General features: G+C 64.5%; 22 protein-coding genes. 4 read left to right on the top strand and 18 right to left on the bottom strand.

Annotation, left to right across the window (positions count from 1 at the left end):
• Nucleotides 1-52: 52 nt before the first annotated feature.
• From HAP54_RS39170 to HAP54_RS39100, 15 genes are all read right to left on the bottom strand, one after another.
• Nucleotides 53-1279 (bottom strand): ABC transporter substrate-binding protein, encoded by a 1227-nt coding sequence (locus HAP54_RS39170; protein ID WP_166296281.1) that lies wholly within the window; start codon nucleotides 1277-1279, stop codon nucleotides 53-55.
• A 148-nt stretch (nucleotides 1280-1427) separates the two neighbouring features.
• A complete protein-coding gene (locus tag HAP54_RS39165; RefSeq protein ID WP_166296279.1) occupies nucleotides 1428-2564 on the bottom strand; it encodes a hypothetical protein in 1137 nt (378 codons plus the stop codon).
• A 307-nt stretch (nucleotides 2565-2871) separates the two neighbouring features.
• Entirely contained in the window at nucleotides 2872-3612 is a 741-nt protein-coding gene (locus HAP54_RS39160) for an SDR family NAD(P)-dependent oxidoreductase (protein WP_166296276.1), read from the bottom strand.
• Nucleotides 3613-3861: 249 nt separating this feature from the next.
• Nucleotides 3862-5358, bottom strand: coding sequence for an amidophosphoribosyltransferase (gene purF / locus HAP54_RS39155; protein WP_414646236.1), 1497 nt, complete (start codon nucleotides 5356-5358; stop codon nucleotides 3862-3864).
• Nucleotides 5359-5422: 64 nt separating this feature from the next.
• Nucleotides 5423-6058, bottom strand: coding sequence for a CvpA family protein (locus HAP54_RS39150; protein ID WP_029083542.1), 636 nt, complete (start codon nucleotides 6056-6058; stop codon nucleotides 5423-5425).
• Between the two features lie 188 nt (nucleotides 6059-6246).
• A complete protein-coding gene (radA, locus tag HAP54_RS39145; protein ID WP_166296274.1) occupies nucleotides 6247-7728 on the bottom strand; it encodes a DNA repair protein RadA in 1482 nt (493 codons plus the stop codon).
• A 161-nt stretch (nucleotides 7729-7889) separates the two neighbouring features.
• Nucleotides 7890-8549 (bottom strand): hypothetical protein, encoded by a 660-nt coding sequence (locus tag HAP54_RS39140; protein ID WP_166296272.1) that lies wholly within the window; start codon nucleotides 8547-8549, stop codon nucleotides 7890-7892.
• A complete protein-coding gene (locus HAP54_RS39135) occupies nucleotides 8546-9139 on the bottom strand; it encodes a helix-turn-helix domain-containing protein (protein WP_166296270.1) in 594 nt (197 codons plus the stop codon). Before HAP54_RS39135 ends, HAP54_RS39140 begins: the two co-directional genes overlap by 4 nt.
• Nucleotides 9114-9527 (bottom strand): type II toxin-antitoxin system RelE/ParE family toxin, encoded by a 414-nt coding sequence (locus tag HAP54_RS39130; RefSeq protein ID WP_166296268.1) that lies wholly within the window; start codon nucleotides 9525-9527, stop codon nucleotides 9114-9116. The genes HAP54_RS39135 and HAP54_RS39130 overlap by 26 nt, the downstream gene beginning before the upstream one ends.
• Nucleotides 9528-9840: 313 nt before the next feature.
• Nucleotides 9841-10566, bottom strand: a complete 726-nt coding sequence (locus tag HAP54_RS39125) for a sulfite exporter TauE/SafE family protein (protein WP_166296266.1) — start codon at nucleotides 10564-10566, stop codon at nucleotides 9841-9843.
• A gap of 128 nt (nucleotides 10567-10694) precedes the next feature.
• Nucleotides 10695-11858: an outer membrane protein gene (locus HAP54_RS39120; RefSeq protein WP_312022783.1), complete on the bottom strand. Its 1164-nt coding sequence runs from the start codon at nucleotides 11856-11858 to the stop codon at nucleotides 10695-10697.
• A 3-nt stretch (nucleotides 11859-11861) separates the two neighbouring features.
• Nucleotides 11862-12632 carry an exodeoxyribonuclease III gene (gene xth / locus HAP54_RS39115; RefSeq protein ID WP_166296264.1) on the bottom strand — a complete coding sequence of 257 codons (771 nt, stop codon included), beginning with the start codon at nucleotides 12630-12632 and terminating at the stop codon, nucleotides 11862-11864.
• A gap of 30 nt (nucleotides 12633-12662) precedes the next feature.
• Complete coding sequence (alr, locus tag HAP54_RS39110; RefSeq protein ID WP_166296262.1) at nucleotides 12663-13973, bottom strand: alanine racemase; 1311 nt, start codon at nucleotides 13971-13973, stop codon at nucleotides 12663-12665.
• A 48-nt stretch (nucleotides 13974-14021) separates the two neighbouring features.
• A complete protein-coding gene (locus HAP54_RS39105; protein ID WP_166296259.1) occupies nucleotides 14022-15524 on the bottom strand; it encodes a replicative DNA helicase in 1503 nt (500 codons plus the stop codon).
• Nucleotides 15525-15815: 291 nt separating this feature from the next.
• Nucleotides 15816-15938: a hypothetical protein gene (locus HAP54_RS39100; RefSeq protein WP_256372062.1), complete on the bottom strand. Its 123-nt coding sequence runs from the start codon at nucleotides 15936-15938 to the stop codon at nucleotides 15816-15818.
• A gap of 34 nt (nucleotides 15939-15972) precedes the next feature.
• On the opposite strand from HAP54_RS39100, the gene HAP54_RS39095 reads away from it, so the two are divergent.
• Nucleotides 15973-16293 carry a hypothetical protein gene (locus HAP54_RS39095; protein WP_166293444.1) on the top strand — a complete coding sequence of 107 codons (321 nt, stop codon included), beginning with the start codon at nucleotides 15973-15975 and terminating at the stop codon, nucleotides 16291-16293.
• A 20-nt stretch (nucleotides 16294-16313) separates the two neighbouring features.
• Here HAP54_RS39095 and HAP54_RS39090 read toward each other — a convergent pair whose 3' ends face one another.
• On the bottom strand, nucleotides 16314-17567 hold the full coding sequence (locus HAP54_RS39090; protein WP_166296256.1) for an SAM-dependent methyltransferase: 1254 nt from the start codon (nucleotides 17565-17567) through the stop codon (nucleotides 16314-16316).
• A 258-nt stretch (nucleotides 17568-17825) separates the two neighbouring features.
• Here HAP54_RS39090 and HAP54_RS39085 point away from each other — a divergent pair, with 258 nt between their 5' ends.
• The 3 genes from HAP54_RS39085 (at nucleotide 17826) to HAP54_RS39075 (ending at nucleotide 19959) form a co-directional block, all read left to right on the top strand.
• Nucleotides 17826-18803, top strand: coding sequence for a hypothetical protein (locus HAP54_RS39085; protein WP_166296253.1), 978 nt, complete (start codon nucleotides 17826-17828; stop codon nucleotides 18801-18803).
• A 92-nt stretch (nucleotides 18804-18895) separates the two neighbouring features.
• Nucleotides 18896-19501 (top strand): TetR/AcrR family transcriptional regulator, encoded by a 606-nt coding sequence (locus HAP54_RS39080; RefSeq protein WP_166296250.1) that lies wholly within the window; start codon nucleotides 18896-18898, stop codon nucleotides 19499-19501.
• Nucleotides 19498-19959 carry a PaaI family thioesterase gene (locus HAP54_RS39075; protein ID WP_166296247.1) on the top strand — a complete coding sequence of 154 codons (462 nt, stop codon included), beginning with the start codon at nucleotides 19498-19500 and terminating at the stop codon, nucleotides 19957-19959. The genes HAP54_RS39080 and HAP54_RS39075 overlap by 4 nt, the downstream gene beginning before the upstream one ends.
• A gap of 38 nt (nucleotides 19960-19997) precedes the next feature.
• Here HAP54_RS39075 and rplI read toward each other — a convergent pair whose 3' ends face one another.
• Nucleotides 19998-20597, bottom strand: a complete 600-nt coding sequence (rplI, locus tag HAP54_RS39070; RefSeq protein WP_166296244.1) for a 50S ribosomal protein L9 — start codon at nucleotides 20595-20597, stop codon at nucleotides 19998-20000.
• 52 nt (nucleotides 20598-20649) lie between these two features.
• On the bottom strand, nucleotides 20650-21561 hold the full coding sequence (locus tag HAP54_RS39065; RefSeq protein ID WP_312022784.1) for a DUF2232 domain-containing protein: 912 nt from the start codon (nucleotides 21559-21561) through the stop codon (nucleotides 20650-20652).
• Nucleotides 21562-21716 lie beyond the last annotated feature (155 nt).

The raw sequence follows: 21716 nt of genomic DNA, 5'->3' as shown, positions 1-21716 counted from the left end.
GCGCCCCTGAGGTCTGGTGCTTGCGCACCATCCCGGAATGACCGCTACGCGGTCACTTCTTCACCAGCGGACACTCGCTGGCCTCGAGCGGCTTGGCGGCGTCATCCGGCGAGATGGTGGCGATCAGCTTGTAATAGTCCCAGGGATATTTCGACTCTTCCGGCTTCTTCACCTCGAACAGGTAGGCCGGAATGATGCGGCGGCCGTCGATGCGCAGCGGGCCCTTGCCGAACAGTGGATCGTCGGTCGGGATCTCCTTCATCTTGGCGACGACCTTGGCGCCGTCATGCGGATTGCCGCCCATCGCCTCCAGCGCCTTCAGGTAATGCAGGACGCCGGCATAGACGCCGGCGACCGTCATCGACGGCATCGCGTTCTTCGGCGAGACCTTCTGGAAGCGCTTCGACCAGGCGCGGGTCTGGTCGTTCATGTCCCAGTAGAACGACTCGGTGAAGGTGAGGCCCTGGGCGATCTTCAAGCCCAGCGCGTGCACGTCGTTGACGAACAGCAACAACGCCGCAAGCTTCTGCCCACCCGCGGTGATGCCGAATTCGGAGGCCTGCTTGATCGAGTTGGTGGTGTCGCCGCCGGCATTGGCGAGGCCGATGACCTTGGCCTTGGAGGCCTGCGCCTGCAGCAGGAAGGAGGAGAAGTCTGCGGTGTTGAGCGGATGCTTGACGCCGCCGAGCACCTTGCCGCCGCTGGCGGTGACGACGGCCGTGGTGTCGCGCTCCAGCGCATGGCCGAAGGCATAATCGGCGGTGAGGAAGAACCAGGTGTCGCCGCCCGCCTTGGTCAGCGCCTTGCCGGTGCCGTGGGCGAGCATGTAGGTGTCGAAGGTGTAGGAGATCGTGTTGGCGTTGCAGGCCTTGCCGGTGAGATCGGCGGTCGCTGCGCCCGAATTGAGCACGATCGAGTTCTTCTCCTTGGCGAGGTTGCTCACCGCCAGCGCGACGCCGGAGTTCGGCGTGTCGGTGATGATGTCGACCTTCTCGTTGTCGATCCATTGGCGCGCGATGTTGACGCCGACGTCGGGCTTGTTCTGATGGTCGCCGCTGACCACGTCGATCTTCCAGCCCTTGGCACGCAGGCCGGAATCTTCGACCGCCATGTTGGCCGCGGCCACCGAGTTCGGGCCGCCGATGTCGGCATAGAGGCCGGACATGTCGTTCAGCACGCCGATCTTGACGTTCTTGTCCTGAGCAAAGGCAGGCGTTGCAAGGCCGAGCGCAGCGCAAGCGAGAAGCACGGCGTGGCGCCGTGCGAGCGTCGTCGTCATGAGTATTCCCTCCATTGTCATTTTCCGGACGGCCCTCTTGTGGAGCCTTGTGCCGGTCGTTCGAGTTCCCGCTTACCCTGTCCGAGGCGAAGCGGCAATCCGCATAAAGCCTGATGAACTGCGTCGAAGCGTCATCCAGCTGCAATCCTCACTTCAGCGCATCCGAGGTCAGCTTGAACTTCTGGATCCGCTTGCCCTCGACCTCGCCGGTGTAGACGTTGCCTTTCTGGTCGACCGCCATGGCGTGCAGCAGCGCGAACTGGCCGGCATTGCGGCCGCTATGGCCGAACGTGCCGACCACAGTGCCGTCGTCGCGCTTGAGCACGCGGATCTCGTTGTTGGCGCCGTCGGCATTCAACAGATAGGTCTGCTTCGGATCGGGCCACAGCGCGAGGTCGAACACCGCGCCGTCGCCGCGGGTGTTCTTCTCGTAGAACCATTCCCTGACGAAAGTGCCGTTCTTCTGGAAGACCTGGATGCGGTCCTGGCTGCGATCGCAGACATAGACCAGCCCGTCATTGGCGATCTTGATGCAATGCACGGGATTGCCGAACTGCTCCTGCACTGCGGCGTTCGGATCGTAGGGCTGCTGCTTGTCGTCGGTGGGAAGCTTGCCATAGCCGCCCCAGTGCCGCTTGTAGGCCAGCGTGGTGGCGTCGAACACGATGACGCGGCGGTTGCCGTAGCCGTCGGCGACGTAGAGCTCGTTGGCATCCTTGTCGATCGCCATCTCGGCGGGGCGGCCGAGCTGGGTGGTGTCGTTGCTGTTGGTGCGCGGCCCGATCTTGCCGATCTGGCCGAGATACTTGCCGTCGAGCGTGAACTTCAGGATCGCGCTGTCGTCATCGGCATTGCCGCCGATCCAGACGAAGCCGCGCTCGTCGACCTCGATGCCGTGCTCGCGGCCGACCCATTGATAGCCGTCGCCGGGACCACCCCAGGATCGCAGCAGATTGCCGTCGACGTCGAACTCGAGCACCGGCGGCGCCGCCACGCAGCATTTCGCGCGCGGCGGCGTGAGGCTCAAAGCCTTCTCGCCATCGGTCAGCGAGCGCGGCCGGTGGATCACCCAGATATGCCCCTGCCAGTCGACCGTGATGCCGCCGATCTGGCCGATGATCCAGTTGTTGGGAAGCTGTTTTGGCCAGGACGCATCGACCGCGAAGGTCGGGACATCGCCGGCCCTGGCGGGGAAGGGCAGAGCGAGGAGGGATGAAGATGCGATACAGGCAGAGAGAATGAACCCGGACAGTTTTAAGCGCGCGCGATTGAGCTTCGGCGTCATGATTGTCTCCCGAGATTTTCTTGGCGGTCGTCCCGCTTGGGAGCGCAGTCAATCGTGGGGCGGGGGAGGAGTCAATTGCATCGCAAAGGCAGGCCCACGCGTCAGAAGAGGTGTCATCGCCCGGCTTGCCGCCTCCGCGAAAGCTTCGGCGTGCCAGGGATTCGTAGCCTCGTCGAAGCCTTGGCGTAGACGGGACCGGGCGATCCAGTACGCCGCGGCTTCTCGATTCAAACGCAATCGCCTCTGGAATACTGGGTCCTCGCATTCGCGGGGATGACAATGGAAGGCGCGGCTCACCTGTTACTCCTTACGCCGGCGGCTGAAAACTCCGCAGCGTGCGCGCCTTGTAGTCGTAGAGCTTACCGGTCTCGGTCCACGCGGGCGAACACATCGGCACGATGTATTCGGCAGCCATGTCGGGCGTATCCAAGGTCATCGGGTCTTCGCCGGGAAATACCTGCGCGCGCATCCGCGTGCGGATCGGACCGGGGCTGAACAGATTGACGCGCAATGCCGTATTCGCGGTCTCATTGGCCCAGGAGCGCACCAATGCGTCCAGCGCCGCCTTCGAGGCTGCGTAGGGGCCGAGATAGGCGTTGGCCTTGTGCGCGGCGCCCGAGGTCACGAACACCGCGCGGCCGGCGTCGGATTGGCGCAGCAGCGGGTCCATGCAGCGGATCAGCTGGAAGTTGGCGGTGACGTTGATCGCGAACACGTCGTTCCACGGCTTCAGCTCGATATGGCCGAGCGGCGACGACGGTCCGGCCGTGCCGGCATTGCCGACCAGGATGTCGAGCCTGCCGTGCCGCTCATGCAACGCGAGCCCGAGCCGTGCGATGCCGTCGTAATCGGTGAGCGAGAGCGGCACCAGCGTGGCGCTGCCGCCGTCCTTCCGGATCGCGTCGTCGAGTTCTTCCAGCCCTCCTTGCGTGCGCGCCACCGCCACGACATGGGCGCCGGCCTTTGCCAGCGCGACCGCGGTCGCATAGCCGATTCCGCGCGAGGCGCCGGTCACGAGGGCGATACGGGAGGCGAGGGGTTTTGTCATGAGCCGTTCTCTTCGTCACGCCCGGCCTTGTGCCGGGCATCCACGTCTTTGCGGCGGGTATTACAGACGCAGATGGCCGGGACAAGCCCGGCCATGACGGAAAGAAACGTCATTCCGGGATAGCCCGAAGGGCCAGACCTCAGATGCGCAATTGCGCATCGGGGAATCTCAAGCTTTGAGGCACGGACGCAAGACAACTTCGAGATCCCGGGTTCGATGCTTCGCATCGCCCCGGGATGACGCTTCGCGTCAGCTCGCCTCCGCCAGCAGCGAGAGTTGGCGCGGCGGGGCCTCGGTTTCGCTCTGGTCGGTGAGGTGGGTCGGATAGGCGCCGGTGAAGCAATGGTCGGCAAATCTCGGATTGGCCGGGTCGCGCCCCTCATAGCCCATCGCGCGGTACATGCCGTCGATCGACAGGAAGGCGAGCGAGTCGGCGCCGATGATGTCGCGCATCTCCTCGAGCGAATGGGTCGCGGCGAGCAGGCCACCGCGGTCGGGCAGGTCGATGCCGTAATAGTCGGGATAGAGGATCGGCGGCGAGGCGAGGCGGAAATGCACCTCGCGGGCGCCGGCGTCGCGCATCATGCGCACGATCTTCTTCGAGGTGGTGCCGCGAACCAGACTGTCGTCGATCAGGATGATGCGCTTGCCCTCGATCGCGGCGCGGTTGGCCGAATGCTTCATGCGCACGCCGAGCTCGCGCACGCTCTGGGTCGGCTGGATGAAGGTGCGGCCGACATAGTGATTGCGGATGATGCCGAGCTCGAACGGCACGCCGGAATACTGGCTGTAGCCGACCGCGGCGGGCACGCCGGAGTCAGGCACCGGCACCACGACGTCGACCTCGGGATGGCTCTCGCGCGCGAGCTGCGCGCCGAACGCCTTGCGCACGTCGTAGACCGAGCGGCCGCCGACGATGGAATCCGGCCGCGCGAAATAGATGTATTCGAAGATGCAGGGCCGGGCCGGCTTCGGCGGGAACGGCTTGTGGCTGTGCGCGCCGGTCTCGTCGAACACGATGATCTCGCCGGGCTCGATGTCGCGGACATATTTCGCGCCGATCATGTCGAGCGCGCAGGTCTCCGAGGTCAGGATCGGATGGCCGTCGAGATCGCCGAGCACCAGCGGACGGATGCCGAGCGGGTCGCGGGCGCCGATCAGCTTCTTGTTGGTCAGCGCCACCAGCGCATAGGCGCCCTCGATGGTGCGCAGCGCCTCGATGAAGCGGTCGATGAAGCGCGCGCGCTTCGACTGCGCGACCAGATGCAGGATCACCTCGGTGTCGGTGGTCGACTGCATCATCGCGCCGCCCTTGACCAGCTCGCGGCGCAGGGTCAGGCCGTTGGTGAGGTTGCCGTTGTGGCCGACCGCAAAGCCGCCGGCGCTGAGCTCGGCGAACAGCGGCTGCACGTTGCGCAGGATGGTGCCGCCCGTGGTCGAGTAGCGGACATGGCCGACCGCGGCATTGCCGGGCAGGCGCTCGATCACCTCGCGGCGGGAGAAGGCATCGCCGACCAAGCCGAGGCGGCGTTCACTGTGGAAGCGGCCGCCGTCGAAGGTGACGATACCGGCGGCCTCCTGGCCGCGGTGCTGCAGGGCGTGCAGGCCGAGCGCGGTGATCGCGGCGGCTTCGGGATGGCCGAAGATGCCGAACACGCCGCATTCCTCGCGGAGCGTGTCGCCATCGAGATCGGGGTGGTATCTGAGAGGGTCCTGCAGTTCGATCGGGCCGAGGTCGAGATCCATCTGGTCGGCTTGATCCGAAGGGGTCTGCATCTCGTTCATCGCCTCTCGTAAGGGCCCAAATAGTTTATCGGCCCGCGGGTTTCTCGATCAGCTTTTTCAAGCTGTCACGCGCAGGTTTGCTATAGCCATCACCCGACGCCGGCGTCGCCTGATCATTGGTATCGGCCGCAGAATCGTCGTCTGGCTTATTCTTCTTGAACTTCTTTAAGATGGTGTTCTCGGGGTCGTCAGGCAAGAGCGTCATCAGCCAATCCCCGGTTCCCTGCAGCACCACGCGGGACTTCGCCCCGGTGACCCAGTCGGGCCGCTGCTTGTCCGGAACCAGCCAGGTGAAGAACATGAACGCCACGACCACGATCAGGAGGCCGCGGGCGAGCCCGAACAGGAAGCCGAGGGTGCGGTCGAGCGCGCCGATCCGGGAATCGAGGATCATGTCCGAGATCCGCACCGTGATCACCGAGACCACGATCAGCGTGCCGATGAAGGTGCCGGCCACCACCACCACGGCCGCGACCGTGTCGTTATTGAAGTAAGTTTTGGCGGTCGGCAGCAGCTTCGAGAAAGCATACAGCGTGACCAGGGCGGCGGCGCCCCAGGCCGCGATCGACAGGATCTCGCGCATGAAGCCGCGCACCATCGCCAGCAGGCCCGAGATCAGCATCACGCCGAGCAGGACAAGATCGAGTATCGTTACGGGCATCGGCTGGTCAGGTCCGCTGGTACGTTTCGGTACGCTGTTAAGGGCTTACGCTGTTAATGGCTCTCGCGAATCGGCAAAGTCGGTGCCGTCCTAAATGAGGCGCATCGGGGGCGTCCGGCAAGTCCGCAACACCACCTGTCCCGCGCGGCGGATGTATAGCGGCGAGGGGCTGAGACGTCACGCCCGCTTTAGCCGTTGTCGCGACGGAATCGGGCCGGTGTGGCATTTTTCCCAGCCGATTCAGCGCGCCCAGAACCGTCTTGGTCGCCCGAAGACGGATTCCGGCCGCCTCTGGGCGTTCCGCGCGCGGCAATTTCGGCGACCAGCGTGGTCAGATTGCCGACGCTGTTCAGCGCCAGGCCGGCATCGCCGCCGCTCTCACCGCGGACCGATTCGGGCAGGATGGCGCGGCCGAAGCCGAGCTTGAGCGCCTCCTTCAGCCGGGCCGGGGTCTGCGCCACCGGGCGGATCGCGCCCGACAGCGAAATCTCGCCGAAATAGACCGCATCCGTCGGCAGCGGCGCGTTCACCAGCGAGGACACCAGCGCGGCCGCCGCGGCGAGGTCCGCGGCCGGCTCCTGGATGCGCAGGCCGCCGGCGACATTGAGGTAGACGTCATGTCCGGACAATTTGACCCCGCAATGCGCTTCCAGCACCGCGAGCACCATCGACAGCCGGCTCGGGTCCCAGCCGACAACGGCGCGGCGCGGGGTGCCGAGCGAGGTCGGTGCCACCAGCGCCTGCAGCTCGACCAGCACCGGGCGGGTGCCCTCGATGCCGGCGAAAACAGCCGTGCCGGGGCTGCCGAGTTCGCGTTCGGAGAGGAACAATTCCGAGGGGTTGGTGACCTCGCGCAGGCCAAGCCCGGTCATCTCGAACACGCCGATCTCGTCGGTCGCGCCAAAGCGGTTCTTCGCCGAGCGCAGAATACGGAACTGCTGCGAGCCTTCGCCCTCGAACGACAGCACCGCATCGACCATGTGCTCGACCACGCGGGGGCCGGCAATCTGGCCGTCCTTGGTCACATGCCCGACCAGGATGATCGTTGCCCCGGTTTTCTTGGCGAACCTGATCAGGGCCTGCGCCGAGGCGCGGACCTGGGTCACGGTGCCCGGCGCGGATTCGACGGTGTCGGTCCACATGGTCTGGATCGAATCGATCACGATCAGCCGCGGCACTGCGCCTTCCGAGAGCGTCGAGACGATGTCCTCGACCGATGTTTCGGACGCCAGCTGCACCGGCGCGTCGGCGAGCCCGAGCCGCTCGGCCCGCAGCCGCACCTGGGCGACCGCCTCTTCGCCGGAGATATAGACCGCGCGGTGGCCGGCGCGCGCCATCATGCTGGTGGCCTGGGTCAGCAGCGTGGATTTTCCGATGCCGGGATCGCCGCCCACCAAGAGCACCGAGCCGCGGACAAAGCCGCCGCCGGTGACGCGGTCGAGCTCGGCCATGCCAGACGACAGCCGCGGCGCGTCCTGGGTCTTGCCGGAGAGCGATTCCAGCGCGAACGTCCGTCCCTTGCGCTTGGAGCGGATTGAGACCGGCACCGAGCCCGTGGTGTCTTCCTCGGCCAGCGTGTTCCACTCGCCGCAGGAATCACACTTGCCCTGCCAGCGATTATACGCTGCGCCGCAGTTCTGGCAGACGAAGGAGAGGGTGGATTTGGCCATGGAGAAGCCGATGATGCTTTCGAATCGGAGCCGTGGATAGCATGGAAAGAGGGAAAGGCAGGAGCGACCTCGATCTCGGATGCGGTCGCGGTACGCGCTCTCCGGCTAACGGGCCTCCACGATGCGACGCGATCAGTCCATAGCCCAGCGCTCCCCGATGGTCACTTGCTTGCGGTGAGCGCAAATTTCTCAAACTCTGTTAGAACTTCGATGTGCTCGGATGATTTCATATTTGCAAGGCAGAAGTAGCGATTCACATCGTAGGATGCAGCCGCTCGCCGTTCGATCCGGAAAAGTGACGGATTAACTGTTCGCCATCTCGGATTGGAGATGAGCGATGCGTCAAAGTTTGTTGCGAAGGTGAAGAGTTGTGACTCCCCTTCAATCGGCATCGCCTTAGAAATTTTTTGCAGCAAGCTCTTTGGAATGATGTTCTCCAGTGATGAGTCGAAGTCCGCTACGATGATGCTCTGAAAAAAGTGAACAGGCTCGCTTGTTGGGCGTCGAACACCAAGATCAAAGAAGAACGCAAGCGCGTGCTGCAACACAACTTCTGCGTCGTCCGTAGTGGTTGGGACGTGAACATTTATGCCATCAGCAAAGACAGCCAACTTCGTTATCAAAATATCTTGGTCTTTATGGCTTAATCGTCCGTTCAGAAACTCTGCGCCCCCGCCTTGCACTTCAGTTGGCGTCGACGGAAATCGAAAAACTGATTGAAGGCCGGAAACCATCTTCGGTCCATCTATTCCGCGAACCGGGCGGATCTCGTCTGGCTGCACAATCCACCAAACCTGGGCTTCTGTGATTTGAATTTTCATGCGGCTGCATTTCTCGCGGAAACTGCACTGCCAACGGCAGTGCGGGCTCCTTCAGGAGAAGCTTGATTTAACGAAATTGCGAGCAAATTCGCATTTGCTGGAGAAGGGGGTAATTGGCGCTGCCCGGTCGCGAGATTGCTCATGGACTGAGCTGCTGCCCAAGCCGCTGCTCCCGACGTTGCAATAGGTGGGGCCTCGTCTGCTCTTCTAGCTTGCGTAACGAGCGATTCCAAATCGAACCCTGAACGCCGTGTTTTCTGATCGGGGAAATCTGCCGTAAGCGTGAACCATTCTTCCCACTTCGGCATGTCGACCCAGACGGGAAGATCAAAAGCTGCTGCAATATCCAGCAGCGACTGAAGGGACATCTTGCCGTAGTTTGGATCTTCGAGGCGAGATATGACGTTCTGTGTCTTACCGGCCCGTTCGCCAAGTTCGGTTTGCGTCCAGCCGCGGTCAGGTTGTTCTCGCAGTGTTCGGATTAGCTGTGCGATCCTTGCTCGGACTTGGTCGGCAACAAACTCGCTCCGAACATCCTTGTCCGCGAGTTGCCGTACGAATTGTTCACTCCAGGGCGAGCCAAAGGGCATGCTTAAGATTTCCGTTGTTCAAGACTTGTGCTTTGCGCCGAAGCGCAATCTCGCAAGCCTTTTTCGGGACGAACTTGTCACCTTTTTCGCGAGCCCAGTAGAGAATGACAAACTCAGAATCTGAGATATGAAATCCCAGTGGCCTTTGCTGGACATTGTCAGCTTCAAATCGGATTTCCCAAAGACCTTCGCAAGCGCCGGATAGCTTCTTGAAGTAGCCTTCGTGCCATTGTGACCGCGGAAGTCCAGCCAGTATCTTCAGTCTTGAAAGTGTCCGAGCTTTTAGGCGCGACGTGCCTGCGTCGTACGTGTTCTTGACGTCGCTCTTGATCGCTCCAGCGTCGCTTTCGCCATAGTAGCTAAACGACGACACCAGAGGCAAGGCCATATTCCATTTTTGCGATATTTTCGTTATTGGTAAATGCGAGAAGAAAAAGTTCCTGCTTTATCAAGGCTTTCGGCGCGGCTTTTCGGTTTGGCGGATAGGCTTCTGTTCAGCTTACGGCCTCGCGGATTGCTGGCGAGAGGGTTGATAGCCAGTCAGTTGGTTGTCAAGTCAGCTGCCGCTGCCTGCGAGTTGTATTTGTGGAGAGTTCGATCGGCCGCAGCATGGACGTGAGGCGGCGTGGCCCGTTGTGACTCAACTACCTCTGTTGCGTTGTGTGCGGTTCGCGGTATTCGACGGCGCTGTTGTCAGCGCTCTACGACCTCGCCGCCGACCACAGCAGCGACACGCCCGCCGCCAGCATGATGCCGTCCATGATCAGGCGGAACGCGTCCGGCTTCAGATGTAGCACGAAGCGTTTTGCGATGAAGGCGCCCGCCATCAGCGAGGCGCCGGCGATCAGGCCCTTCACTGCGATATCCGGCGTCAGCGCGCCGAACCGCTCGAACGTCACCGACTTGCTGACATAGAGCCCGAGCGAGCTTGCCGCTTCGGTGGCGAGGAACGCGCCCTTGCTGAGGCCGTAAAACAAAAACAGCGGCACGCTGAGCGGGCCGGTCGAGACCACGACGCCGGTGAGATAGCCGATCACGGCGCCGCCGATGGCGAGATGCCAGAGATTGGCCTTCAGCTCGTGCCGCGCCAGCCAGTGCCGTACCGGCACCATCGCGATCAGGAACACGCCGATCGCGATATCGACCGCATGCGAGGGCAACGCGAGCAGCGTCCGCGCGCCGAGCGCTGCGGCCGGAATGCCCGTGATCGAATAGGCCGCGCAGGCCCGCCAGTCGACCTCGCGCCACCAGGCCAGGATGCGCGACAGATTGGCCATCACAGCGGCGACCGCCATGATCGGCACCGCCTGCTTCGGCCCGTACTGATAGACCAGCACCGGCATCAGCATGATCGACGAGCCGGTGCCGACGATGCCGGAAATGGTGCCGGCGACCAGGCCGACGATGAGGACGAAGAGAAAACCCATCTGCGCACTCCGGGACGTGGTCCCGAGCTACGCTTGATGCGTGTCTCGAGAGCCGCGCTTCACTGTGACCCAATGGTTCGAAGCAGCGCAAGGCGCGTCTGAACCACAGACAAGCATCGTGAGGCGCGTCAGTACTTCGCGACGACCGGGCCGCCGAACCGGTAGTTGACCCGCACCGTCACCATGTCGACGTCCTGGCGGATGCGTTCGTCATGGTTGAGCGCGGCGATGAAAGCCGGATCGTAGGTCATGCGAACATTGTTGGTGCCCATGAACAGATGGTCGTATTCGACCGCCAGCGACCAGTTGCGCGCGATGCCATATTCGGCGCCGGCGCCGATCGCGCCGCCCCAGCGCGTCTCGGCGCCGCGATCGGCGATGAATCCGACCGGCACGCCGGGGCCAAATCCTGTCGTGATGAAGCTCTCGTAGCGATCGCGCACCACGGCCGCGCCGCCCTTTGCGTACAGCAGGAACGAACCCCAGGAATAGCCGACCTGTCCGGTGAACAGGCCGATGGCATCGATCTTCGAGCGGTTGGCGAAGCCCGCGAACAGCGGGGCGACGGACGGGTTCGAGCCGGAGAGGTCGGCCCAATTGCCCTGCGCTTCCACGCCGAACACCCAGGCCGCCTGCTGCCAGCGATAACCGATCTGGCCGCCGGCGGTCGCGCCAGAGGCCGTGTGGCAACCTTCGGGGCCGGCAAAATTCAGCACGCCGAGCGTCGGATTGGTGATCGTGAACGGCACCACGTCCCAGCATTTCCGGCTCCAGCTGCCGCCGCCGTTGGCGCCGACATAGAACCCGCTCCAGTCATAGGCGGTGGCGACGATCGGGACCGCCTTGGTGGTGGGGCGGGCGGCGAGGTCGGCAGCGGACGCGCTGGCAATGCCGAGCATGAGCATCGATGCGGCGGCGAAATAAGACTTCATGGGCAGACCCAATGCATGAATCAAATCGGCGCGACTGTAGTCGATTTGCACGACCCCAGGCTGTACCCGGTCCGCCACATCCGCCGCGCATTCGCCCACATCGGGTGGCCTCGGCGGCCGTGCAAAAACTGCCCGTCGGGCAAATGCGAAGCTGCGTCCCCATCCACAACTGTCATCGCCCGGCTTGACCGGGCGATCCAGTACGCCGCGGCCCATCCGCTCAACTACGACTGTCTCTGGAATACTGGATCGCCCGGTCAAGCCGGGCGATGACACCGAACGAGCTGTTTGACAGGTTGAATCGAGAACCATCCTGATCGTCGTCCTGGCCTTCGCCAGGACGACGTCAACAATGAGCATCCATCACTTCAACACCACCCACGCCGGCGCATGGTCGCTGGCGCCTTCCTCGCCGCGGATGTCGCGGTCGACGCCGGCTTTCGCCAGCCGCGCAGCAACTGCGGGGCTGAGCAGCAGATGATCGAGCCGGAGGCCGGCATCGCGCGGCCAGCGGTTGCGCTTGTAGTCCCAGAAGGTGAACATCTGATCATCCGGATGCAGCGTGCGGATCGCGTCGCACCAGCCCTGATCGACCAGCGCCTTGAATGCGGCGCGGCTCTTCGGCTGGATCAGCGCGTCCTTGTCCCAGGAGCGGGTCGGATAGATGTCGAGAGGCGTTGGCGCGACGTTGTAGTCGCCGGCGAGCACCACAGGGACGTCCTGCTTGAGCAGCTTGGCGGCGTGGGCGCGCAGCCGCTTGAACCAGGCGAGCTTGTAATCGAATTTCGGTCCCGGCTGCGGATTGCCGTTCGGCAAATAGAGGCTGGTGACGACGATGCCGCGCACCGCGGCCTCGATGTAGCGCGCCTCATGGTCGTCGCGGTCGCTGGGCAGGGCGGTGCGGATCAGGACCGGCTCGGCCTTGCGCGCGAGGATGGCGACGCCGTTCCAGGTCTTCTGTCCCTGCCACACCGCGCCGTAGCCGGCCTTCTCGATCGCCGCAGCAGGAAACTCTGCGTCGGACGCCTTGAGCTCCTGCAGGCTGACGACGTCAGGTCTGGCCGACTTCAGCCAGCGCAACAGGTTCGGCAGCCGGCGATTGATGTTGTTGATGTTGAAGGTCGCGATCTTCATGCGTGCAGCCGATCGCGCCGATCGATCGCGTCAAGCGGATGGCGGGGTCGGTTCGGCGGGCAGCGGTGGCGGCGCGGCCGGTGCTGCTGTCGGCAAGGCCGGAGGCGCCACGGGCGTGGCGGGTGCAGCGGCCTCGCCCTTCTCGGCGGCAGCTGGCTCGCTCTTCTCGGCTGTGGCGTCGCCGCCCTTGTAGATGCGCACGAAGCGGCGGCCGAGGCTGGTCAGCACCTCATAGCCGATGGTGCCGAAATGATGCGCGACCTCGTCGACCGTGATGCCTTCGCCGATCAGCGTCACCATGTGGCCGCGCCGCACGGCATTCTTGTCGAGGTCGGTGACGTCGACCGCGATCAGGTCCATCGAGACGCGGCCGGCGATCGGGCAGCGCTTGCCGGCGACCACGACCTCGGCGCCGCGGGTGCCGTCATTGGCGCTGGCGGCGCGGAAATAGCCGTCGGCATAGCCGGCGGAGACGATCGCAAGCCGGGTCGGCCGGCGCGCGGTCCAGGTGCCGCCATAGCCGACGGTCTCGCCGCGATCAATGTTGCGGATCTGTACGATGCGTGCCTTGAGGTCGACCACAGGCTGCATCGGGTTGTCGGCCTCGGGCGTCGGATTGACGCCATAGAGCGCGCAGCCCGGCCGCACCATCTCGAACTGGAACGGGGCGCCGAGGAACACGCCGGAGGAGTTGGCGAGCGAAGCCGGCACGCCGGCGAACAGGCTCGCGATTTCGCGGAAGCTCGCAAGCTGCCTGGCGTTGGCGGGACTGTTGAGCAGTTCGGCGGAGGCGAGGTGGCTCATCACCAGCGTGATGCCGTGATCGCCGGCATTGATCCGCGGGATGATGCCCTGGGCCTCGCTGACGGTGAGCCCGAGCCGGTTCATGCCGGTGTCGATATGGATGGCGGCGCCGCCGGACCAGCCGGAGCGGCGGCAGAACACGTCCCATTCGGCGAGCTCGTTGAGATCGCCGATCACCGGCTTGCAGTCGATCCTGGCGTAGGCGTCGCCGGTGTTCTGGAAGAAGCCGCCCAGCGAATACACCGTGGCCTCGGGAACGGCCGCGCGCACCACGGCGGCCTCCTCGACGGTGGCGACGAAGAAGGTCTTGCAGCCGGCCTTGGCCAGCGCCTGCGAGACGTGCTCGGCGCCGCAGCCATAGGCGTTGGCCTTGACCACGGCGGCGCATTCCGCCGGGACTGCGGTCTTCTCGAGCTTGCGCCAGTTGGCGATGATGGCGTCGAGGTCGACGGTGAGGATACCGCTGGCGGTCGGGTGGGCCGCCAGCAAACTGGCTTCGGGCGTCAGCTGCGATTTCGCGTCAGTCACGATGTTCATGCCGCATTTCTACGCGTCGCGCTTGCGGCGTTCAACCGCGTCAGAGCATCAATAGTGGCGATCCGGAACCTGGCCGTCGGGTGCGAGGTCGCCGAAGCGCGTCACGCTGGCCTCGAAGTGCAGATCGACCGTGCCGGTCGGGCCGTGGCGCTGCTTGCCGATGATGACTTCGGCCTTGCCGTGGGCGAGGTCCATGTCCATCTGCCACTTCTCGTATTCCGGCGTACCCGCGCGCGGCTCCTTGTTGGCGAGGTAATATTCCTCGCGATACACGAAGATCACGACGTCGGCGTCCTGCTCGATCGAGCCGGATTCACGCAAGTCGGAGAGCTGCGGCCGCTTGTCTTCGCGGTTTTCGACCTGACGCGACAGCTGCGACAGCGCGATGATCGGGACGTTCAACTCCTTGGCCAGCGCCTTCAAATTGGTGGTGATCTCGGTGATTTCCTGCACGCGGTTGTCGTTGCCCTTCTTGCCCGAGCCCTGCAACAGCTGGATGTAGTCGATCACGATCAGGTCGAGACCCTTCTGACGCTTGAGCCGCCGCGCCCGCGCGGTGAGCTGCGAGATCGAGAGGCCGCCGGTTTCGTCTACGTAGAACGGCAGCGATTGCAACTCGATCGAGCAGTCGCGGATCTTCTCGAAATCGAGCTCGGAGATGCCGCCGCGGCGGATCGAGCTCGAGGGGATCCCGGAGCGTTCGGCGAGAATACGGGTGGCGAGCTGCTCGCCGCTCATTTCGCAGGAGAAGAAGCCGACTGCGCCGCCGTTGATCGCCTTGGTGGTACCGTCCGCCTGCACCTCGCCCTCATAGGCCCTGGCGACATTGTAGGCGATGTTGGTGGCGAGCGAGGTTTTGCCCATGCCGGGACGGCCGGCAAGGATGATGAGGTCGGAGGATTGCAAGCCGCCCATCTTGGCGTCGAGGTCGCGCAGGCCGGTCGAGATGCCGGACAATTTGCCGTCGCGCTGAAACGCCTTCGCCGCCATGTCGACGGCGACGGTGAGCGCCTGCGCAAAGCGCTGGAAGCCGCCATCGTAGCGGCCGGTTTCGGCGAGGCTGTAGAGCTGCCGCTCGGCATCCTCGATCTGCGCGCGCGGCGCGAAGTCGACCGGCGCGTCGAACGCGACGTTGACGATGTCCTCGCCGATCCGGATCAGGTCGCGGCGCAGGCTGAGATCATAGACGGTACGTCCGTAATCCTGCGCGTTGATGATGGTGGTCGCTTCGGCGGCGAGCCGCGCCAGGTATTGGCTGATGGTCATGCCGCCGATGTCGGTGTCGGCCGGTAGGAATGTCTTCAGGGTCACAGGGGTCGCGACCTTGCCCATCCGGATCAGCGAGCTTGCGGTCTCGTAGATCGTCTGGTGCAGCGGCTCGAAGAAGTGCTTCGGCTCCAGGAAGTCGGAGACGCGATAGAACGCGTCATTGTTGACCAGGATCGCGCCCAGAAGACTCTGTTCCGCTTCGATGTTGTGCGGCGCACTCCGATAGGTCGGGGACGCGGCGTCGGGCGCGAGCTTGTGGACGTTCGAATCAACCAAGGCCATGGACAAGCTTATTCTTCTGATTTCGTCGTTACTGCGATTTTCGGATGTGGGGCGGCGATCAAGCGCCAGCCCGGCACGAAGCGAAAGGACGGATGTGCCTTATGCACGATTCACACAATGCGATGTGTGAATCCGCCACGGCCGGATGCATTCCGCTTGACGGGGTTTTGCTCGAAACCGGGCGGAGCTCGGCCGATCTGTGATGTCGTTGGTAAAAATTCGACGCGGCCTGAACCTTTTGCCGGGTTGCCGCGCCCAATCGGAAGCGAAGTCGCTGCTGGCCCCGGTTCCTCAGACCAGAATGAGGAAAGCCAGTGCGATCAAGGCGGCCGCCACGCCGGTTGCGATCAGGGCGTAGTCGGTCACGAGGTCGCGCTGCGGGTCCAACATCGTCTGGTGCGTTTCTCGGGTCATTCCGGACCTCTACGACAGACCGGGACGGACCTCTGTGAAGCAGATCACACCTGGCGCACTTTCTTTGCGTCAGGTTCGCGGGAACGACCCGGCGGATTCCGGGTTGTATTCGCTCAGGGAAGATACGGGGACCATGGCTCACGAGTTTCAGACAGCGCGAATTCAGCCCGGCCGGGCAGGTGGCATGGACCGCCGCTGGCTGGCGGCGCTTGTCGAGGCCATGGAGCAGGCGGCACGTCCGGAAGTTCGGGGTGTTCCCTGCGATGCCCGGCTGATCTCGGCGGCCGCGGCCCATCTGGCGCGTCCGGCCCCGACCTTCGCCCATTGCGGGTCCGCCTTCAGCCTGCGCAACTAGCAGCTGGCATTATTTCAGACTTATTCGCCGGCGAGTTGCAGCCGGGGCTTGGCGGCGCCGGCTTCCTCGAGCCGCAGCCGGGCTTCCTCGCGCCCGATATAGTCGCGGGTCATCGGGACCACGCCCTGGCGCTTGGTGAGCTGCAGCTGGAAGTTCATCATGTTCTGCACCCGGAACGACATCTCCGAGGCCGCCAGATAGAATTCCCACATCCGGGCAAAGCGCTCGTCGTAGAGCCGCACAGCTTCCTCGCGCCGCGCCATGAAGCGCTCGCGCCACGCCTTCAGCGTCTCGGCGTAGTGCAGGCGCAGGATCTCCATGTCGCAGATCAGCAAGCCGGCCTTTTCGATCGCCGGCACGACCTCGGAGAGCGCGGGAATGTAGCCGCCGGGGAAGATGTATTTGCGGATCCAGGGGCTCGTGACATCGGGCCCGGTCGAGCGGCCGATCGAATGCAGCATCATGACGCCGTCGTCGCTCAGGAGCTCGGCGCAGCGCTTGAAGAAGGTTTCATAGAAGGCGACGCCGACATGCTCGAACATGCCGACCGAGACGATGCGGTCGAACGGGCCGGGGATGTCGCGGTAGTCCTCGAGCAGGAAACGCGCCGAATGCGACAGGTTTCGCTCCGCTGCCCGGGCGTTGGAGATTTGCAGCTGCTCGGTCGACAGCGTGACGCCGGTGACGTCGGCGCCGCTCATCTCGGCGAGATAGAGCCCAAGCCCACCCCAGCCGGAACCGATGTCGAGGATGCGGTGGCCGGGCCTGATCAGGAGTTTTGCGGCGAGGTGGCGCTTCTTGGCGAGTTGGGCATCGTCCAGCGTCGCGTCCGCCGTCTCGAAATAGGCGCAGCTGTACTGCTTGTCCGCGTCAAGGAACAGGGAATAGAGCCGGCCGTCGAGATCGTAATGGCTGGCAACATTGCTCCTCGAGCGGCCGCGCACATTGATCTGCTGGGCGCGCCGTCCAAGGAAACGAACCCAGGCCTGCAGCCTGGCAAAGTTCGGCAACATGGCCGCCTGGCCCATCAGGACAGACAGCACCTCGGCGATGGTGCCTTGTTCCACCACGAACGTGCCGTCCATGAAGGCTTCGCCGAGATAGAGCTCGGGATCGACCAGGACGCGGACTTCAGCCCCTGGGGTCATGAAGCGCGCGGCAACGGGTTCGCCGGTGCCGTCACCGCAGGTGAATTGGGCGCCGCTCGCGGTCGTGAACGTGATCGAGCCGCGGCGGATGAAGCGCCCCAAGAAGACTCGCAACAATCGGTCCATCGAAACACCAACGGAACGGCAAGCTGCACACCGACACCACCGGAGCTGATCACTCCAATGTGTCCCCATCCTCAACATAGGCAGGGAATTAAAAGCCGCTATTGCGTTGTGGTCAAAGCCGATATTCCAAAATGTGACAATTGCGTGGATGCGTCATGCGCGCGCTTCCATTCGCGTGATAATCGGCTAAAAGGTCACCGCCGCGGCCTATCCATGAGGCGCAGGCGGCGATTTTTCCGGAATCTGGAGACTTAAGGAATGTTGAGCCGAGCCCTCAGTCTGGCGACGGTGACGCTTCTGATTGGCTGCCTGTCAGCCGTATCGGCGCAAGCGCAAAACCTCGAGGCCGGCAAAAGCCCCTCCCAGATCTTCGCAAACACCTGCACAGCCTGCCACAAGAGCCCGCGCGGCCTGCTGAAGACCGTGCCGGCCGGTTCGCTGCCGGGTTTCCTGCGCCAGCACTACACGACGTCCAGCGACATGGCCGGAGTGCTTTCATCCTTTCTGATTTCGAACGGAGCCAACGACCCGCGCTACCAGGCCAAGGATCAGCCCAAGGGGGCCAAAGGCAGCAGGGAAGGCCGGCAGGAGGCGAACCAGTCGCCGGAGCAGCAGCCGCCTGAGCGTCCGTCGCGCCGCCAGCATCAGGGTGCTGCGCCGCCGGAAGGCGCCAAGGAAGCGTCGAAGCCCGACGCGGACGGTCTGACGCCGGCTCCAGATGAAGGACGCCATCGCGGCAGGCGCATGGCGCGCCCCACCGAAGCGCCCGAGGGCGTCAAGCCGGACGACGGCCAGACCCCGCAGGCCTCCGGCGAAGGCAAGCCGTCGCGCCAGAAGCACGGCCGTCGCGGTAAACCGGTCGACGAGCCGAAGTCCGACGAGGCGCCCAAGGGAGAGGCGAAGGGCGCGGCGACGGGCGACGAGCCCAAGGCCCAGACCGCCGTCAAGCACGAGGACAAGGGTGAGACCGAGAAGCCGGCGAAGCCCGCCAGCGAGCTTGATACGGCCAAGGTCGATGCGCCCAAGAGCAGCGGCGAGCCGGCCGCGGTGCGGCCCGATCCGGTTCCGCAGGTGACGCCGGTAGCACCCGCCGCTTCGTCATCACCCGAGCCCGCCGCAGCCGCGTCTCCCGCTCCGGCGCCCGCCGCGCCGCCGGTGACCGCGACGGCGCCGCCGCCACCACCGCCCCCGACGACGCCGGGCTCCGGTCCACCGGAAGCTCCGACCTCGAGGTAATTGCCAACGCCGGGCCGCGAGGTCCGGCGTTATCGTTTGACAGCCATTAGAGCAAAACTCTAGAGTAATGATCTAGTCAGGGGGAAGACAGGTTGACCACGGCGCGCGAAGATCTGCTGGCGGCGGGACTGGCGGTGTTCGACCGCGACGGTTTCGAGGGCGCGACGGTGGCCGAGATCCGGTCCCGGGCGCGCGCCTCCAACGGCAGCTTCTTCCATTTCTTCGCCTCGAAGAAGGAGCTCGCCGGAACCCTGTTCCTGGAGATCCTGCAGGCCTATCACGCCGCGATCATCACCTCGGTCGACGCCACATGCGGCGCCGCCGAGGGCGTTGCGCGGCTGATCCACGCCCATCTCGATTGGGTCGTGACCTTCAGGCGCGAGGCGCGCTTCCTGTTCGAGATTTCGCGCAGCGAGTGGGGCGAGGAGGTGCGCGGCGCACAGCGCACCGAGAATTCGCGGCTCACTGACGGCATCGAGCGCTGGCGCGGGCCGCTGCTCGCGCGCGGCGAGTTGCTGCCGATGAGCGCTGTGCTGTTCTTCAGCCAGATCATCGGGCCGGCGCAGATCTTCTGCCGCGCCTATCTGTCGGGCCGCCATCAGAGTGATCCGCGCGAACAGGTCGAGACGCTGATCGCCTGCGCGATCCGCGCGGTGGTGGCGCGGGGGGCGTCGGAGCGAGCAGGAGAAACGTCATGAGCGAGACCGATCCGGACTTTGCGCCGATCGCAACGCGGATTCGCGACAATGTCGGCCGTCAGGGATTCATGGGGCTGGTTGGCGCCGAGGTGGCCGAGCTGTCGCGCGGCGCGTGCACGCTCGCGGTCGACCGGCGGCCGGAGCTGTTGCAGCAGCAGGGCCTGTTTCATGGCGGGGTGACGGCGTTCCTGGTCGACAACGCCACCACGATCGCGGCGGCGACGTCACGCGGCCAGCCGGCGCTGACGGCGGAGTACAAGCTCAACCTGCTGTCGCCAGCGTCGGGCGATCGGCTGATCTGCCGGGCGCGGGTGATCAAGCCGGGGCGGCAGGTCGCCGTTGTCGCCGCCGACGTGTTCTGCATCATCGACGGCAAGGAGAAGCACACCGCGACAGCACTGGCGTCAATTGCGATGCTTGACGACAAGGCGGCGGCACGAATCCAAAGCCCGGCCTGATGGGCCGGGCTTCAGTCGGTGGAGTGATGAAGCGAAGCTTACTTCTCTTCGGCAGCCGGGGCCGGCTCGGCTTCGTCGTGCTGGGCTTCCGGATCGAAGAACTCGCCGGCGGCGGCGATCGCCTCGGCGGCAGCGTCCTGGTCTTCCTGGCGGGTCGAGATGTCCTCGCCGCGCTTGATCCGATCGGCCTCTTCGGCGGAGCGGGCGACCGTCACGGTGACGCTGGTCTCGACCTCGGGGTGAACCGCGATCGTCACCTTCTGCTGGCCGATCGTCTTGATCGGCGAGTCGAGCCAGACCTGCGGACGGGCAACCGTGACGCCGTCGGCGGCCAGCGCAACGACGATGTCGCGCACCGTGACCGAGCCGAACAGCTGGCCGGATTCGGAGGCCTGGCGGATGATGACGATGTCACGGCCGTCGATCTTCTCGGCGACCACGGCGGCTTCGCCCTTGGCCTTGATGTTGTTGGCCTCGAGCTCGGCCTTCATGCCGTCATACTTGGCGCGGTTCGCGTCGGTGGCGCGCAGCGCCTTGCCGCGCTTCAGCAAGAAGTTGCGGGCGAACCCGTCCTTGACGCGCACGACTTCGCCCATCTGGCCAAGCTTGGCGACGCGTTCGAGCAGAATGACTTCCATTTTCGTTCTCCTTTAGATGCAAAGTATCGGGTTGAAGTGGTTGGATCGAATGTCACGCCACCGGCAAAGGCGGCGGTCTTGTTTGCAGATAACGCTGGCGCAGTCCGAACACGGCGTCGGCGATGCCAAGCGCAGCCATCACGAGGATCAGTCCGCTGAAAACGAACATGACGGCATAGACGCAAACGAGCCACAGGGTGCGGTTGCTGGCCGACAGGGTCAGGACATGCAGGACGGCAAAGCCGACGAGCGCGTAGGCGAACAGCAACGCGGTCGCGACCGCCTTTGCCAGCATTGCGAACGTGCCGCCGACAAAGCAGAACGCGACGGCCGCGGCCAGGATCGCGAGCGTGACCGGCGGCAGCGCGGTGCTTCGCAGGTCCGGCCATGGCCGATGCAGGCGTCCGGATGTCAGTGCGACTTTCGCCGCCAGCCACAGGTTCAGCGTGAACATCATCGTCACGCTCACCGGCAGCGCCAGCGGGGCAAGGAACACGAACAGCCTCGCGAGCTGATCGATTTGCTCGGCCGTCATATTGCCGTCGGTCTGGCGCATCATCTCGCGCAGGCCCTGCCGGATGGTCTCGGCGATGGCGTCGACGTCTGCACCGAACGACAGCAGGATGCCCGCCGTCGTAAGGACCGCTATGGCCACGATCCAGATCAGGATGCGGCCGACCGGATACCATTCGAGATTGGCGGCGCTGCCCGCGACCGCTGTGGTCGCGCCCGGCCGTCCGAGCATGGCGAGATGGCCGAGCCACCAGGCCGGCAATGCGACCCCGATTGCGAAGCCGACGCCGTGGGACAGGCCGAGGAGGGTTGTCAGCGCGGCGGTCGCGATGATGCCGCTGAACACAGCGGCAAGCGGACCCCAGCCGAGCGCCACCACCATGAGCGGCAGCGGAGCAAAATAGGCGAGCAGCAACGAGACCGCCGCGCCCGAAACGATCGAGGCGAACATCAGCGCCGACGCGGCGCCGGCTGCAAGTGCAACGATGAGTATCGCGATCATCAGCTGTCCCGCTCCTTTCGAGCGGTTAGAGGCACTCTGTCGAGAACCCCAACCATCGGCGACCGGACGACCCGGAAGCCTTATGAGAATAAGCGGCCGGCGGC

The sequence above is a fragment of the Bradyrhizobium sp. 2S1 genome, from assembly GCF_011516625.5.
Classification (GTDB): domain Bacteria; phylum Pseudomonadota; class Alphaproteobacteria; order Rhizobiales; family Xanthobacteraceae; genus Bradyrhizobium; species Bradyrhizobium septentrionale.
The sequence above is the reverse complement of the archived record's forward strand: the minus strand, read 5'-3'. Positions and strand labels throughout refer to the sequence as shown.